At 69.3% G+C, this 15,157-nt stretch carries 12 protein-coding genes; 9 read left to right on the plus strand and 3 right to left on the minus strand.

Going from position 1 to position 15,157, the window contains the following annotated elements; all coding sequences use genetic code 11:
- The first annotated feature begins 100 nt into the window (after positions 1–100).
- The 5 genes from SALPAC4_RS0110055 to SALPAC4_RS0110080 all read left to right on the plus strand — a co-directional run bounded on the left by SALPAC4_RS0110055 (position 101) and on the right by SALPAC4_RS0110080 (position 8,236).
- Positions 101–1,438 (plus strand): acetyl-CoA carboxylase biotin carboxylase subunit, encoded by a 1,338-nt coding sequence (locus SALPAC4_RS0110055; protein ID WP_019870222.1) that lies wholly within the window; start codon positions 101–103, stop codon positions 1,436–1,438.
- A 199-nt stretch (positions 1,439–1,637) separates the two neighbouring features.
- On the plus strand, positions 1,638–2,549 hold the full coding sequence (locus SALPAC4_RS0110060; protein ID WP_027644717.1) for a hydroxymethylglutaryl-CoA lyase: 912 nt from the start codon (positions 1,638–1,640) through the stop codon (positions 2,547–2,549).
- A gap of 249 nt (positions 2,550–2,798) precedes the next feature.
- Complete coding sequence (locus SALPAC4_RS0110070; protein WP_019870225.1) at positions 2,799–4,331, plus strand: acyl-CoA carboxylase subunit beta; 1,533 nt, start codon at positions 2,799–2,801, stop codon at positions 4,329–4,331.
- 61 nt (positions 4,332–4,392) lie between these two features.
- Positions 4,393–5,547 (plus strand): acyl-CoA dehydrogenase family protein, encoded by a 1,155-nt coding sequence (locus SALPAC4_RS0110075; protein ID WP_018738343.1) that lies wholly within the window; start codon positions 4,393–4,395, stop codon positions 5,545–5,547.
- Between the two features lie 121 nt (positions 5,548–5,668).
- The gene (locus SALPAC4_RS0110080; protein ID WP_019870226.1) at positions 5,669–8,236 is read left to right on the plus strand and encodes an ATP-binding protein; all 2,568 of its coding nucleotides are present in this window, start codon (positions 5,669–5,671) and stop codon (positions 8,234–8,236) included.
- Between the two features lie 263 nt (positions 8,237–8,499).
- On the opposite strand, the gene SALPAC4_RS0110085 is transcribed toward SALPAC4_RS0110080, so the two are convergent.
- Complete coding sequence (locus SALPAC4_RS0110085) at positions 8,500–8,997, minus strand: MarR family winged helix-turn-helix transcriptional regulator (protein WP_019870227.1); 498 nt, start codon at positions 8,995–8,997, stop codon at positions 8,500–8,502.
- 226 nt (positions 8,998–9,223) lie between these two features.
- Between SALPAC4_RS0110085 and SALPAC4_RS0110090 the strand changes: the two genes are divergently transcribed.
- Complete coding sequence (locus SALPAC4_RS0110090; protein ID WP_019870228.1) at positions 9,224–10,702, plus strand: glutamate--cysteine ligase family protein; 1,479 nt, start codon at positions 9,224–9,226, stop codon at positions 10,700–10,702.
- 104 nt (positions 10,703–10,806) lie between these two features.
- Here the strand turns inward: SALPAC4_RS0110090 and SALPAC4_RS0110095 are convergent, their stop codons facing one another.
- Complete coding sequence (locus SALPAC4_RS0110095; RefSeq protein WP_019870229.1) at positions 10,807–12,072, minus strand: hypothetical protein; 1,266 nt, start codon at positions 12,070–12,072, stop codon at positions 10,807–10,809.
- A gap of 262 nt (positions 12,073–12,334) precedes the next feature.
- On the opposite strand from SALPAC4_RS0110095, the gene SALPAC4_RS0110100 reads away from it, so the two are divergent.
- A complete protein-coding gene (locus SALPAC4_RS0110100) occupies positions 12,335–13,084 on the plus strand; it encodes a PASTA domain-containing protein (RefSeq protein ID WP_019870230.1) in 750 nt (249 codons plus the stop codon).
- Positions 13,085–13,246: 162 nt separating this feature from the next.
- Here SALPAC4_RS0110100 and SALPAC4_RS0110105 read toward each other — a convergent pair whose 3' ends face one another.
- Complete coding sequence (locus tag SALPAC4_RS0110105; RefSeq protein ID WP_018730929.1) at positions 13,247–13,534, minus strand: hypothetical protein; 288 nt, start codon at positions 13,532–13,534, stop codon at positions 13,247–13,249.
- Positions 13,535–13,958: 424 nt separating this feature from the next.
- Between SALPAC4_RS0110105 and SALPAC4_RS0110110 the strand changes: the two genes are divergently transcribed.
- Positions 13,959–14,840, plus strand: a complete 882-nt coding sequence (locus SALPAC4_RS0110110; RefSeq protein WP_019870231.1) for a helix-turn-helix domain-containing protein — start codon at positions 13,959–13,961, stop codon at positions 14,838–14,840.
- Positions 14,810–15,031 carry a DUF397 domain-containing protein gene (locus SALPAC4_RS0110115; protein WP_018738349.1) on the plus strand — a complete coding sequence of 74 codons (222 nt, stop codon included), beginning with the start codon at positions 14,810–14,812 and terminating at the stop codon, positions 15,029–15,031. The genes SALPAC4_RS0110110 and SALPAC4_RS0110115 overlap by 31 nt, the downstream gene beginning before the upstream one ends.
- The last annotated feature ends 126 nt before the right edge of the window (positions 15,032–15,157 follow it).

Below are 15,157 nucleotides of genomic sequence, written 5' to 3' on the forward strand. Positions count from 1 at the left end.
TCACGCTGGATCGAGGGGCTGTGCCGCACACTGACTCGTCAGTAACCGGGGTGGCATGGTTCCCTGGCTTTCCGTTCGACCCTGGGACGCTGGAGGAAACATGATCGAGTCACTGTTGGTCGTCAATCGGGGCGAGATCGCCCGCCGGATCATCCGGACCGCGAAGCGGCTCGGTGTCCGGGCGGTGGCGGTGCACTCGGAGGCGGACGCCGGCCTGCCGTTTGTGACCGAGGCCGACGAGGCGGTCTGTGTCGGTCCGGCGAACCCGGCGCAGAGCTACCGGAACGTCGAGGCTGTCCTCGCCGCCGCGAAGTCGACCGGCGCGCAGGCGATTCACCCTGGCTACGGCTTTCTGTCGGAGAACGCCGACTTCGCCCAGGCTGTCACTTCGAGCGGTCTACTCTGGGTCGGGCCCGGTCCGGAGGCGATCACCGCGATGGGTGACAAGATCAATGCCCGGAATCTGATGGCGGCGGCCGGGGTGCCGGTCGCGGCGGGCACCACGGAACCGGCGGCGGACCTCACCGCGGCGGTCGACGCGGCGGCGGAGATCGGTTACCCGGTGATGGTCAAGGCCGCCGCTGGCGGGGGCGGCATGGGCATGGGAATCGCGAACGACGAGGCCGCGCTCCGGACCGAGTACGACAAGGTGCGCGCGTTCGCCGAGCGGATGTTCGGGGACGGATCCGTCCTGATCGAACGGTACTTCCCCCGGGTGCGCCACGTCGAGGTGCAGATTCTCGGCCTGGCCGACGGCCGGGTGGTGGCGCTCGGCGAGCGCGAGTGCTCGGTGCAGCGACGGAACCAGAAGCTGGTCGAGGAGTCCCCCTCTCCGGCGGTCACCCCGGAGCTTCGGTCCCGTCTGTTGGCCGCGGCGGTGCGGGCGGGCGAGGCGGTCGGCTACCGCAACGCCGGCACGGTCGAATGCCTGCTCGACCCCACCACTGGCGAGTTCTTCTTCCTGGAGATGAACACCCGCCTGCAGGTCGAGCACCCGGTCACCGAGCTGGTCTACGGGGTTGACCTGGTTGAGGAGCAGTTGCGGGTGGCCGCTGGGCTACCGCCGACGTTCGACCCGGATGCCTTGGCGCCGCGCGGGCACGCGGTCGAGCTGCGGATCAACGCGGAGGACCCGAAGCGTTTCCTGCCCGGGCCGGGGGTTATCACCACCTGGACCGAACCGACCGGCGAGGGCGTCCGCGTCGATTCGGGGTATGTCGCCGGTAACACGGTGACCCCGTTCTACGACAGCCTGATGGCCAAGCTCATCGTCAGTGGCGTCGACCGCGCCGAAGCGATCAGTCGGGCGCGGGCCGCGGTGGCGCAGTTCCAGCTGGCCGGGCCGAAGAACAACCTGCCCTTCTTCGTCGAACTGCTGGACAACCCGGAGTTCCTCTCCGGCGACTACGACACCGGCATCGTCCCCCGAATGCGCTGACCGCATCCGACGCCGGACGTTCGACCCCGGGGTTGCGGTACTGATCCCGGGGTCGGGGAGAGCTGATCCCCGATCGGGCTGGCTGGTCGCGGCACTGCGTCGACTGCCGTGATCACGCAATCGACTCGGCTGCGGCTGCGGGTGACATGCTGGGGGAGTCGGACCAGAGCGTGTCACAGTGAGGTGGCCCATGGGTAATATGCCGGGTTTCGTATCCATTCGGGAGGTTGGGCCGCGCGACGGGCTCCAGAACGAGGAGCCGATTCCGACCGAGGCGAAGGTGCGACTGCTCGATGCGCTCTCCCAGACCGGGGTGGAGCGGATCGAGGCGGTGTCCTTTGTGCACCCAAAGGCGATCCCGCAGATGGCCGACGCCGACGAGGTATGGCGGCGGGCGGAGCGGACCGAAGGGGTGCGTTACTCGGCGCTGGTGCCGAACACACGGGGTGCCCACCGCGCGTTGGCCGCTGGGTTCACCGAGATAGAGGTGGTGGTCTCCGCCAGCGACACCCACAACCGGCGCAACGTCAACCGCTCCACCGACGAGTCGCTGGACGACATCGCCGAGTTGGTCGAGTTGCTGCACAACGCTGGTGCTCGGGCGGAGGTCATCGTCGCGACCAGCTTCGGCTGCCCGTACGAGGGGGATATCGACCCTGTTCGGGTGGCGGGAATCGTGGACCGGGTGGTGCGCGACGGTGCTGACCGGGTGGCGTTTGGCGACACCACCGGCATGGCGACGCCCCGCCGGGTCCGCGAGTTGGTGACGGCCGTACGTGACCGCAACGCACACGTACCGGTGCTGCTGCACTTCCACAACACCCGTGGCGCCGCGTTGGCGAACCTGTTGACCGCCATCGAGCTGGGGATCACCGAATTCGACGCGAGCGTCGGCGGCCTGGGCGGCTGCCCGTACGCGCCCGGGGCCAGCGGCAACCTGGCTACCGAGGAGGCCGTGCACTTGCTGCACGACATGGGTGTCGACACCGGCATCGACCTGGCCGCCCTGATCGAGGTCGCCGAGCTGGCCGAGGAGCTGGTCGGCCGATCCCTGCCCAGCGGCGTGCTGCGGGCCGGCCCGCGGACCCGGCTGACTCCCCTGCCAGGCTGACCAACTCACCGGGCTGGCCTCTCCCTCACCGGGCTGGCCTCTCCCACGCCGGGCTGGTTTCCACCACCGTGCGGTCGGCCCCGGCCGCACGGTGGTGGCTGTCGTGGAGCCGGATGGGCGTCCCGATCCGCCCGGTGTGGGGCAGGCAGACGGTGGGCATAGTGCGCTACCCTAACGATCGTTCAGGAAGGTTCGGTTGTGCGTGCGAGGGTGCGCCGGACCGGGAGCGGCGGCACAGAAGGAGTCGGCGTGACGCTCGATGGTGAGGCGCTGGAGCAGCTACGCAAGCGGGCCCGGGCCGGTGGTGCGGACAAATACCATGCGGCGAATGCCGCGAAGGGCAAGCTCTTCGCCCGGGAACGGGTCGCGTTCCTGGTTGACGAGGGGTCGTTGGTCGAGGACGGGCTCTACGCCAACGCGCAGGCCGAGGGGCTGCCCGCCGACGGCGTGATCACCGGAACCGCCACGATCGACGGCCGCCCGGTCTGTGTGATGGCCAACGACTCCACGGTCAAGGCCGGCAGTTGGGGCGCCCGGACCGTCGAAAAGATCATTCGGATCATCGAGCGGGCCTACGCGACCAAGGTTCCGATGGTCTACCTGGTCGACTCGGCTGGTGCCCGGATCACCGATCAGGTGGAGCTGTTCCCCGGCCGGCGGGGCGCCGGAAAAATCTTCTGGAACCAGGTCCGCGCGTCTGGCTCGATTCCCCAGGTCTGTGCGCTCTTCGGGCCGAGCGCGGCGGGTGGGGCATACATCCCCGCCTTCTGCGACGTGGTCGCCATGGTCGAGGGAAACGCCAGCATGTACCTGGGCTCGGACCGCATGGTCGAGATGGTCACCGGAGAACAGACCACGCTGGAGGCGATGGGCGGGGCCCGGGTGCACTGCGCCGAGTCCGGCGTCGGGCACTTCCTCTGCCGGAGTGAGGCCGACGCGCTCGACGTCGTGCGGCGTTACCTGTCGTACCTGCCGACAAACTGGACGCAGGAGCCGCCACCGGCGCCCGCTGTCGATGCGCCGGCGAAGGTCGATCTGGCGGCGCTGGTGCCGGCCAGCGAGCGGCAGGCGTTCGACATGCGTCGGTACGCGAAGGGGCTGCTCGACCAGGGGAGCTTCTTCGAGATTCAGGCGCTCTGGGCCAAGGAGTTGACCATAGGTTTCGGCCGGCTCAACGGCGAGGTCGTTGGCGTGGTCGGCAACAACTCGATGTTCAAGGGGGGCGTGCTCTTCGTTGACTCGGCCGACAAGGCGACGCGGTTCGTGCAGCTCTGTGACGCGTTCAACGTGCCGCTACTGTTCCTCTCCGACGTGCCCGGGTTCATGGTCGGCAGCGCGGTGGAGAAGCAGGGCATCATCCGGCACGGCGCCAAAATGATCACTGCGATCTCCGAGGCGACCGTACCCAAGATCTGCGTGGTGGTGCGCAAGGCCTACGGGGCCGGCCTCTACGCAATGGCCGGCCCCGGGTTCGAGCCGGACGCCACGATCGCCCTGCCGACCGCGAAGATCGCCGTGATGGGTGCGGAGGCGGCGGTTAACGCGGTCTACGCCAACAAGATCGCGGCAATCGGGGACGAGAGCGAACGCGCCGCCTTCGTCGCCGCCCGCCGCGAGGAGTACGAGCAGGACATTGACATCGTCCGGCTCGCCAGCGAACTGGTGGTTGACGCGATCGTGGAACCACCCGAGCTGCGAGGTGAGCTGATTCGCCGGTTCGCCGCCGCCCGCGGCAAGGATCGCCACTTCGCCACCCGCCGGCACGGCGTCACCCCTGTCTGATCCGGCCGCCACGGCGTCACGAGCGACGGGTGGCCCATCCCCCCCCCACCAGGAGGAACCCATGGACTTTCGGCTCACCGAGGAGCACGAGGCGCTGCGGACGAGTGTCCGCGACCTCGCCCGCGAGGTGGTCGCTCCGGTCATCGCCGACCACTACGAGCGGCACACCTTCCCGTACGACGTCATTCGCCAGATGGGAAAGATGGGCCTGTTCGGTCTTCCCTTCCCGGAGGAGCACGGCGGAATGGGCGGTGACTACTTCGCACTCTGCCTCGCGCTGGAGGAGCTGGCCCGGATCGACTCCAGCGTGGCGATCACGCTCGAGGCGGCGGTTTCGCTCGGCGCTATGCCCATCTACCGGTTCGGCACGGATGAGCAGCGGGCACGGTGGCTGCCGCGGCTACTCAACGGCACGGCACTGGCCGCGTTCGGATTGACTGAGCCGGGCTTCGGCTCGGACGCCGGGGGGACCCAGACTCGGGCGGTACTCGATGAGTCGACGGACGAGTGGGTGATCAACGGGTCGAAGGCGTTTATCACCAACTCCGGGACCGACATCACCGATCTGGTCACCGTCGCCGCGGTCACCGGTACGAGGCCGGACGGTTCGAAGGAGTTGTCCACGATCATCGTGCCGACCGGAACCCCGGGCTTCACGGTGGCGCCGGGGTACTCCAAGGTGGGCTGGACGGCCTCCGACACGCACGAGCTGACCTTCGATGACTGCCGGGTGCCGGCGGGGAACCTGCTCGGCGAGCGGGGTCGAGGCTTCGCGCAGTTCCTGCGGATCCTCGACGAGGGGCGGATCGCGATCGCCGCGCTCGCAGTCGGACTGGCCCAAGGCTGTGTGGACGAGTCGGTCCGGTACGCGAAGGAACGGCACGCCTTCGGCCGTCCGATCGGGGCCAACCAGGCGATTCAATTCAAGATTGCGGATATGGAGCTGCGGGTGCACACCGCTCGGCTGGCGTACTACGACGCTGCGGCGCGGATGCTTGCCGGAGAACCGTTCAAGCGCCAGGCGGCCATCGCCAAGCTGCACGCCAGCACCATCGCAGTTGACAACGCCCGGGACGCCACTCAGATCCACGGCGGCTACGGCTTCATGAACGAGTTCCCGGTGGCCCGCTTCTGGCGGGACGCCAAGATTCTGGAGATTGGTGAGGGTACCTCCGAGGTGCAGCGCATGATCATTGCTCGGGAACTGGGGCTGTAGCCGGACCGGGATGCTTCTACGGCGGAACTACCCGGCATCGCTGTCGGGTATCCGCAGTGGCCCGTCAGTAGGGCGACGATGACCTGTCGGCAATCGTCGTTGATCCGTATTCTTCCTGGCCATGAACCCGGAGGATGACCATCCACGGTGGTCGGGCGGCCGGATGGGGCTGCCCGACCTGCTCCGCGGGCACCGGCTCGCCGCCGGTCTGACCCAGGCCGACCTGGCGGGCCGGGCTGGCATCGGGGTCCGGACTGTTCGGGACGTGGAGCGGGGACGTTCGTCGCGGCCCCAGCGGACCACCGTCGAGCTGCTCGCGACCGCCCTTGGCCTGGCCGGAGCAGCACGGGCCACCTTCGTCGCCGCCGCCCGACACGTGCCGACGTCCCGCTGCCCGGAGGACGAGTCACCGCTCTACGCCGGCCCGGAGGGCATGGTATGGCCCACCGCGCTGCCCCCGGCCCCCGAACTGATCGGTCGGGAGCGTGATGTCGCCGAGCTGGTCGGGATGCTCACCGGCGAGCCGGCGGTCCGGCTGGTCAGCCTGGTCGGGTTGGCTGGCGTTGGCAAGACGGCGCTGGCCCTGTCGGTGGCCCACGGGGCTGCCGAACACCTTCCGGGTGGGGTAGCCGGGGTCCTCACCGGCGAGGGAACGGATGTCGCGGAGCTGCTCGCCGCCGCGGCGGCGGTCTTTGGGGCCGCTCGCCTCCCCGAGCTCGCCACCCTCCTTACGGATCAGCCGGCACTGCTACTTGTGGACGCGGTGGAGCGGGCTCCCGGCCCGGTCGCCGAAGCCCTGCACCGGCTCGCGACCACGGTGCCGTCCCTGCGTGTGCTGGTCACCGGCCGGCATCCGGTCGGGCTGCGCGGTGAGCGGGTCCGGCCCGTAGCCCCGCTCGACATGCCCCCGTCGGACCGCGACGAGGCGGGTCCGGCGGCCCTCGCCCGGTATCCGGCGGTGGCGCTCTTCACCGCCCGGCTCGCGCTGGTTCGGCGGAACGCGCCGACGGCGGAGGAGCTGCCGGCGCTGGCCCGGCTGGTCCGGCGCCTCGGTGGCCTTCCGCTGGCGATCGAGCTGATGGCGGCGCGGGGGCACCTGCTCGACCTCAACGAGCTGCTCGACCGATACGGCGATCGGGTTCTTGACCTGGCGACTGTCTCCGGCACAGCGGAGCGGCCGGGTTGGAACGCTGCTGATCCGGCCCCGGCACAGCGATCGCCCGCGGCGGTCGTCGAGACGCTGCGGGACGCTGTTGCGACCAGCTATCTCCTGCTCAAGCCCCAGGAGCAGGCGGCCCTGCGGCGGCTCGCCGTCTTCGGTAACCGTTGGTCGATCAAGCTGGCCGAGGAGATGCTCGAAGTTGGTGCCGAACCGGCGGACGGGGTGCTGGTCGGTGATCCGGTTGTGCTGCTGGACCGGCTCCGGGAGTTGGGTCTACTCAGCATTCGGGGAGTGGGGTCGTTCCGATTCCGGCTGCTCGACGCCGTCCGGGAGTTCGCCGTTGAGCAGGCTGCCGGCGCGGGGGAACTCACCCTGGCTCGGCGTCAACATGCCCGGGTTATGGCCAGACTGGTCGCCGAGACGGCCCCGTACCTGGCCGGGGCGGACCTGACGGCGGCGGTGCACCGGCTGGATGACGTGGGCGGGGACATCAGCTCCGCCCTTGCGCACGCCGCTGTTGACGAGCCGGTGACCGCGCTGGCCCTGGCGGCCGGACTCGTGCGCTGGTGGCGCTTCCGGGGGCGGGACGTCGCTGGCCGGCAGTGGCTGCGCCGGTTGCTGGCGGATCCGCGTACCGCTGACGCTGCCCCCGTCCTGCGGGCGTGGGCGTTGCTGGGCGTGGCCCAGCTGGCTGCCGAGCACGGCGCGGGAGCTGAGGAACTGCCGGCCGCCCGCGCGGCACTCGCCGATTTGCAGTCGGCCGGTGACGTTACTGGTGAGCTGGCGGCCCGTACGGTTCTGGGCAGGTTGTTCACCGGCACCGGCGATCACGATGAGGCGCGGGGTCAGGCCGAGGCGGTACTGGCGCTGGCCACCCGGCATGGGCGGATCCGGGACATGACGGTGGCGCAGAACAACCTGGCCTGGCACGGGATCCGGGTCGGTGACCTCGCCACCGCCCGGCGCCGGCTGGCTGCCGCCGATCGCTTGGCGGCCCAGTGTGGGGAGCAGCGGCTACGAGTACTCGCGATGGCCAATCTGGCCGAGGTCACGCGACTTGAGGGCCGGTACGACCTCGCCGTCGATCAGGGGCGGAGGACGCTGGCGGCGTTGACGGCGCTGGGTGACCCGGGGCACCACCGTCGGGTGCTGGGCACGGTCGGGCTGGCGCTGGCACAGGACGATCGGGTGACGGAGGCGGCCGAGGTGCTGGCCGAGCTGCGGCCGGGGGCACCGGCGGCGGGTTTGAGCTGGATGCCGGCAGACGGGATCTGTGGGTTGATCGAAGGAACACTGGCGTTGCGCCGGGGTGATCGGGAGCTGGCGGCCGAGTGGTTCGCCGTCGCTGCCGAGGCGGGGGCCAACAGCCAGGACCGTCGCGACCTGGTGGAGGCGCTGGTGGGGCTGGCCGCCAGCACGGCGGAGCCGGCTGTGTTGGAGCGGCTGGATGCGGTATGCCGGGTCAGTGGGATCCGTCTGTTGCCGCCGGAGGTGGAGGCCTTGGCTGCGGCTACCCGTCGGCCGTGACCGGTTGCGGCGGAGAACGGGGGGCCGGTGAACAGGTCCCGGGAGGTGGCGCGAGCGAGAGCCCCCTCTGTTACCCCTCGCTCGTCGCCCGCGCCCTCCCCCGGGTGCATCCCCCGTTGATCGAAGCTTAGTTGGCGGGTAAAAGTCGGCTGACCGATTTACCCAACAATGGGCAGGCCATGGACCAGTTCTGCCGCTCTTTCTGCCGGTGGTGTCCTCAGCTGGCGACGATCCGGCCAGGGCCGGGCCACCCACGGCGGGTGTCAGTCGCTGTCCCGGTCCGGTTCCGGGCCGGTGGCACCGGCGGTGGCGCCGGGGTGGGCCGCATCTCGCACCCGACGTAGTCCATCGAGGAGTCGGGCCAGCGACTCCGGGTCGAGCTGCCCGGTGAACCACTCCTCAATGATTCGTAGGTGGCCCGGGAGTACGGCGTCGAGCCGCTTACGGCCGGCTTCGGTAGCCACCGCGAACGAGCTGCGTCGGTCGGCGGGGCAGGCGCGTCGGGCGAGGAGCCCGTCGCGTTCCATTCGGTCGACCACGCGGGTCGTCCCGCTGGTGGAGAGGGAGGTCTGTGCGGCCAGGTCGGTCATCCGAAGCTGGTTGTCCGGCGAGCGGGCGAGCCGGGTGAGCACTTCGAACTCCACCGGGGAGAGGTCGTGCTCCTCGAACTGGGCGGTGAACCGAGCCGACAGTCCAGCGTGCGCCTCGACGAGTAGGCCGACAGCGGTGATTCGGGGGTCGTTGAACAGATTCTGGTCCACTCATCGATCTTACCAGTAGTTGATCAGTGCAATATTGCTGCAGACGTATTTGTCCTGCACGTTATTTACGAGACAAGCAAATTTTGTGGAAGGCGCTCGCGACCACGTTTTGGTGGGCTCGTGTGTGCCCGGCTCTGGCCTGCTGCCTTGGGCGCTCTTACCGTAAATGGTTCACAATGCGCTGCGGAGCGGCATCGCTCCGTCACCCTCGGCGCCAGGAGGACACATGGGCAGGGATGTCACGCGAGGCGCCTTCTCCCGGGAGGATCGGGTGCGCTACCGCCGCAAGGTACGTCGCTGCCTGGACGTCTTCGCCTTGATGTTGGACGACTTCGGGTTTGCTGCCGACCGGCCCACGACCGGCTTGGAGATCGAGCTAAACCTGGTCGACTCCGCCGCCGAACCGGCGATGCGGAACGAGGAGATTCTCGCCGACATCGCTGACCCGCTCTTCCAGACCGAACTGGGGCAGTTCAATCTCGAGCTGAACGCAGCGCCCCGGCTGATCGAGGGCACCGGCTTCACCGGCTACGAACAGGACCTTCGCGGCAGTCTCGCCCGCGCCGACGAGCGGGCCGCCAAGTCCGACGCGAAGATCCTCCTGGTGGGAATCTTGCCCACCCTGACCGAGGGGCACCTGGTCGTTGACAACCTCTCCACCAATGAGCGCTACCGGGTGCTCAACGACCAGATCGTCGGAGCGCGGGGCGAAGACATCGAGCTCGACATCCGCGGGGTCGAGCGGTTGCAGACCCACACCGACTCGATCGCTCCCGAGTCGGCCTGCACCAGTCTGCAGTTGCACCTCCAGGTCGCGCCGGACAGCTTCGCTGACTACTGGAACGCCTCGCAGGCGATCGCTGCCGCCCAGGTGGCTACCGGGGCTAACTCCCCCTATCTGTATGGCCGACAACTCTGGGCGGAGACCCGGATCGCGCTGTTCCAACAAGCGACCGACACCCGGCCAGACGAGTTGAAGGCGCAGGGCGTCCGCCCTCGGGTCTGGTTCGGTGAACGGTGGATCACCTCGATTTTTGACCTCTTTGAGGAGAACGTCCGCTACTTCCCGCCGCTGTTGCCGATCTGCGAGGAAGAGGACCCGGTGGAGGTGTTGCACGCCGGGGGAGTGCCGAACCTCGGCGAACTGCGCCTGCACAACGGGACCGTCTACCGCTGGAATCGACCGGTCTACGACATCACCGAGGGGCGTCCACACCTACGGGTGGAGAACCGGGTCCTGCCAGCCGGTCCGACTGTGATCGACATGCTGGCCAACGCCGCCTTCTACTTCGGATCGGCGCGGGGGCTAGCGGAGGCGGATCGTCCGGCCTGGAGTCAGCTGACGTTCAGCGCAGCGGAGGAAAACTTCCACTCCGCCGCCCGTCGGGGCATGGACGCAATGGTGCACTGGCCTCGGCTGGGTGAGGTGCCGGTCGCCGAGCTGGTCCTCGACGTGCTGCTGCCACAGGCGGCGATCGGGCTGGACCGGTTCGGTGTGGCTCCCGGTGAGCGAGACCGGCTGCTCAGCGTCATCGAGCAGCGCTGCCAGACCCGGCGCAACGGCGCGGTGTGGCAGGCGGAGACGGTGTGGGCGGCCGAGCGACACCGGAAACTCGATCGTTCGGCGGCGCTGCACCACATGGTTCAGCGGTACGCCGAACTCCAACGCACTAACGAGCCGGTGCACACCTGGCCGGTCGACTAGGTGGCCGGCGGGTTGACCATAGGCCCTTGTGGCCGGAGCGTCGGGGTCGATGGTGACCGCCGGGCGCGAGGCAGCGGCCGGTCGGACGCGCCCCGCCACCACCGTCAGCTGGTGCGGCGGGTGGATCGGGGCCGGCGCGAACCCGTCTCCTTCGGCTCCGCTGAGGCGGGGGCGGAATCCTCTGCTGACGCATCGTCCGCCGTGCGCTGAACCGGCACCCCGCTGGTGGCGTCCGCCTTCACGGTGCGGGGTCGTCGGCTTCCTGCTCCGCGGGGCCGGCCGCGAGTGGTGGGCGTCGCGACGGTCGAACCGTCCGGCTCCGGGTCGCTTGGGGACCTCCTCGACTGGGGCGAATCAGCTGCGGGCTCCGCTGGTCGGTGCGCCTCTGTCCGCCGCCGCCGGCTGGCCCGTTGGCTGACCGCGGTGACCAGCGCCGAACCCCCAACACCGAGGATGACCGCGTACGGGGCGATGAGGTGCGCTGACGCCTGGCCGGGAGCGAGGTCGGCCAAGTCTGGCACGGCGAGCAGGTAGGCGACCGCGACGAGGAGCGGGCCGGCCGCGCCGGAGGCGGTGACACCCGCTCCTTGGTCGGGGCGTTGGGTCGTGCCACGGGCGACCAGTACGCCGATGAGGAGGGCGGAGCCGAGGGACAGCAGTGCACCCGGCCAGTAGAACCAGTCGCGGAGCCACAGCTCGGTTCCGCCGACGCTGAGCTGCCAGATGCCGAGCTGGGCGGTATTCAGTCCCTGTCCCGCAATGACGCCATCCACAACCGCCACCACCGCGAGCAGCCACAGCCAGCCGGTGGTCGCGAGCACGTTGGTGGCGGCGGCGCGGGAGTGCAACGCCCAGCCGGCGATGGCCATGCCGACCAGGACGCCCAGGGCGGCGTATCCGGCGGCGACGTCGCGGGGCGCGGCGACGCCGGGTACCACGGCCACCCGTGCCGGTACGGCGGTCAACAGCACCGTGATCAGGGCACCGAACCCGCTGGCGCCGACGAGCGCCACTCTGCCGAGCGCACTGTCGGACTCGGCCGGCTCGGTCTGGCCGGGCCTCTCCCGGGTGGTCGGTGCGGCGGCAGCTGAGTCGCTCGGGCTGTCGGCCGTCGAGTCCGCTCTGGAGAGTTCGCCGTGGCTGCTGCTCGGCCGGTGCTCCGCTGGGCCGCGACGGCGGAGGTGTTGTGCGCAGACCGCACCGACCACCGTGGAGGTGGCGGCGATCCACGTGGCCCAGATCAGGCTGGCCGTCCAGGCGGTGACGGCGACGCTCTCATCGGGCGGTGGGGCCCAGTTGATGATGCCCAGGCCGTAGCCGAAGCCCAGCGCGGCGGCGCCGGCCCCGGCAGCGGTGCCAAGCGCGGTCATGATCGATACTGCCCAGCCGCGTCTCGCCATGCCGGCGAGCGTAACGTCCTGTGGTCGGGGCGGGGAGTACCGCGCCCATATTCTTACTCAGAGTAAGCAATGTGGGGTGTTCCGGTTGTCGGTAATCGAGGTTACGAGACGTGCGATCGCCCCGGCGATCGCTGGTTGGGCGTCGACACGGACCGGTCCACGGTGAACTGATTCCCATCAAACCCCTTGCTGGCGGGCTAGGTTGTCGTCAGGCAGCGAGGGGGAACGTGGGATGAGTGACGATCGAAAGCCCGCCGCTGAGGGGCCGGACGACGAGACCCGTCCGCTGCCCGCCGCTGAGGGGCCGGACGACGAGACCCGTCCGCTACCCGCCGACCAGACCGCGCCGCTGCCGCCGACTGGAGGGCCGGCGGCATGGTCGGGGCGTGCGGGTGTGCCGCCGCCGCGTCCGCCGGAGTATCAGGAGGCGCCCGGGTGGTACGGGGAGCCGAATGGGCGACGGTGGTGGTCGCCGATTCTCTGGGGGGCGATTGTCCTCCTGCTAGCCGTCTTCGGCGCCGGTCTGTGGCTCGCCCTCGGCGCCGGCGACGACGAGCAGGTCAACCCCGACTCCTCGCCGTCGGCCACCACGCCATCGGCATCGCCGACGCCAACGACTCCCACACCGACCAGGACCGCTCCGACCGCGACCGCTCCGACCGCGACCGCCCCGTCGCCGACGGAGGAGCCGGGTGAGGTCCCGATGCCCCCAGTGGTCAACCTGCCGCTGACGACGGCTCAGGCGCTCCTGGATCAGACCGGACTGGCATATCGGGTCCAGTACCAGATCTCGGAGCAGCCCGCCGGCATCGTGATCGAGACGGAGCCGCGCGCAGGTGCGCTGGTGCCGGAGGGGACGACGGTCGTCCTGGTGGTGTCGAGGTCCGGGCTGTCGCCGCAGCGGCCAACGCTCACTCCGACCCCGGAACCCACCCCCACCCCGGAACCCACCCCCACCCCGGAGCCCACCCCCACCGGCTGACCGAACACTCACCCCCAGCCCATTGGTGGCCGGGCGTCACCCCTGCCGGCTGACTGGACGGCGCTCCCCGGCACGGAGTCCTGGTGGTGCGGGTGGAGCTGCCGGGTGGGCGTACCGGTGTTCTCTCGTAGGTACGCCCACCCGGCGGTGGATCGCAGCAGTTCAGCCCACCCGGGCGGGGGTCCGCGCCAGCGGTCGACGCTGTGTCCCTACGGTGTGTGGATGGCGTTGCGGCGCGGCCTGGATCTGGTCGAGCCCTTCCTGCTGTACGAAGATCGACCGCCGGCTGACCGCGTCCCCCGATGCGTTCAACTCGTAGCCGTCGAGCCAGAGCCAACCGTCGTAGGTCGGCCAGTCGAGGACCCGGATCACCCGAAAGGCGATGGGTCGGAGGAACTGGACACTCGCCGCGCGAGTCACGTGCAGTACGTCACCGGTGCGGGGAAGCACATGGGCTCCTGGGAAAAGAGGGCCGGCGGAGGCGCCGGCGGGAGTTGTCGGGGGACATGTGTTGTCGGCCTCGGGGTGGTGCCCCGCCGGCTGGCGTTGTTGGTGCTTGACCGTGGGATCACCACGGTGTGAGAGCGGAGTAGGACTCTGCGTGATCCGCCATAGGGAATAGAGTGCATCAGTGACGTGCGACATGCAAGTTGCATGTCGGTTCTTGCCGATGGGTTGTCTGTCCAGAGCGATGCAATGCTTGAGCTGTTCGTATTCGGGCGGCACACTGAGGGCCGGGTTCGCCCCGCCACCATCCGCCGTCGCGAGCCCGTCCACCGGCGTGCCCTCCCCGGCGCGACGGCCGCGCCGGGAAGTTGTCAAGGTGGAGGGGGACGGGTGGCAATGACCGCGAGACTGAGTCCGGGGTGGCGCCGTGGCTGAGCGGCGAAGCCCGACGATCCGCCGGCGGCGGCTGGGCGCGGAACTCCGTCGGCAGCGTGAGGCCGCGGGGATCACCATCGAGTCGGTCGCCGAGCAGCTCGAGTGCTCGGCCTCGAAGGTCTCCCGGATCGAGACCGGCCACACCTCAGCGACACCCCGCGACGTCCGGGACATGCTCCGGATCTATGGCGTGGTGGGCGCGGAGAGTGACGAGCTGGTACAGATCGCTCGCGAGGCCCGGCAGAAGGGCTGGTGGCATCCGTACAGCACAGTTCTGGTCGGGGCGTACGTCGGCCTGGAGGCGGCGGCCAGCTCCATCCGCGCCTACGAGCAGCAGGTCGTGCCGGGTCTACTAGAGACCGAGGAGTACGCGAGCGCCATGATCCGCGCTGCGCGGCCGGACTTCACCACAGAACAAGTCGCACAACGTGTCCGTGTCCGACTGGGTCGTCAGTCGTTGCTGACTCAGGATGATTCAGTCGATGTGTGGGTGGTGCTCGATGAGGCAGTGGTGAGCCGACCGGTGGGTGGGGACACGGTGATGCGTGGTCAGCTCAAGCGGCTGTTGGAAGTAACCGAGTTACCGAACGTGACGTTGCAGATCCTGCCGTTCGAGGTTGGTGCGCACGCGGGCATGGACGGGACCTTCAGCATCCTGAGCTTCCCCGAACCTAGTGATCCGGATGTTGTGTACGCGGAGAACGCCACGGGTGGGCTCTTCCTGGAAAAGAGTGACGAACTGCAGAAGTACAGCTTCATCTTTGATCACATCCGCGCGGCGGCCATCAGTCCTGAGGAGTCCATCGCACACATCGCGAAACTGGCAGAGGAGCCGTTGTGGAAATGGCGACCAAGGAGTTCCCCGTGGACCTGACGCAGGGCACCTGGTTCAAGAGCTCGAAGAGCGGGCCGAACTGCGACAACTGCGTTGAGGTGGCGTACGTGCCGGGGGCGGTCGGCGTGCGGGACTCGAAGGACAAGTCTGGACCGGCCCTGGTCTTCAGCCGGGGTGACTGGCGTTCCTTCGTCAGCAATGCGCGGGGCGGAGCCTTCGACCCGCGTTGACCAGGACCGGTGTCCCCGTCCGGCCTGTTCGGATGGGGGCACCGATCGGTTGTTCTGGGTTCGGCGAACCCGGCTTGTCCCCGGCCCGTCGCCACAACGGCTCCGTCTCGTTGAACCCGTCGGTAC

The organism is Salinispora oceanensis (assembly GCF_000383575.1).
Taxonomy (GTDB): Bacteria; Actinomycetota; Actinomycetes; order Mycobacteriales; family Micromonosporaceae; genus Micromonospora; species Micromonospora oceanensis.

Excerpts from the sequence above, each read along its gene's own strand:
- SALPAC4_RS0110055 (WP_019870222.1), top strand. The coding sequence starts at position 101 with ATGATCGAGTCACTGTTGGTCGTCAATCGGGGCGAGATCGCCCGCCGG.
- SALPAC4_RS0110060 (WP_027644717.1), top strand. The coding sequence starts at position 1,638 with ATGCCGGGTTTCGTATCCATTCGGGAGGTTGGGCCGCGCGACGGGCTC.
- SALPAC4_RS0110075 (WP_018738343.1), top strand. The coding sequence starts at position 4,393 with ATGGACTTTCGGCTCACCGAGGAGCACGAGGCGCTGCGGACGAGTGTC.
- SALPAC4_RS0110080 (WP_019870226.1), top strand. The coding sequence starts at position 5,669 with ATGAACCCGGAGGATGACCATCCACGGTGGTCGGGCGGCCGGATGGGG.
- SALPAC4_RS0110090 (WP_019870228.1), top strand. The coding sequence starts at position 9,224 with ATGGGCAGGGATGTCACGCGAGGCGCCTTCTCCCGGGAGGATCGGGTG.
- SALPAC4_RS0110095 (WP_019870229.1), bottom strand. The coding sequence starts at position 12,072 with ATGACCGCGCTTGGCACCGCTGCCGGGGCCGGCGCCGCCGCGCTGGGC.
- SALPAC4_RS0110100 (WP_019870230.1), top strand. The coding sequence starts at position 12,335 with ATGAGTGACGATCGAAAGCCCGCCGCTGAGGGGCCGGACGACGAGACC.
- SALPAC4_RS0110115 (WP_018738349.1), top strand. The coding sequence starts at position 14,810 with ATGGCGACCAAGGAGTTCCCCGTGGACCTGACGCAGGGCACCTGGTTC.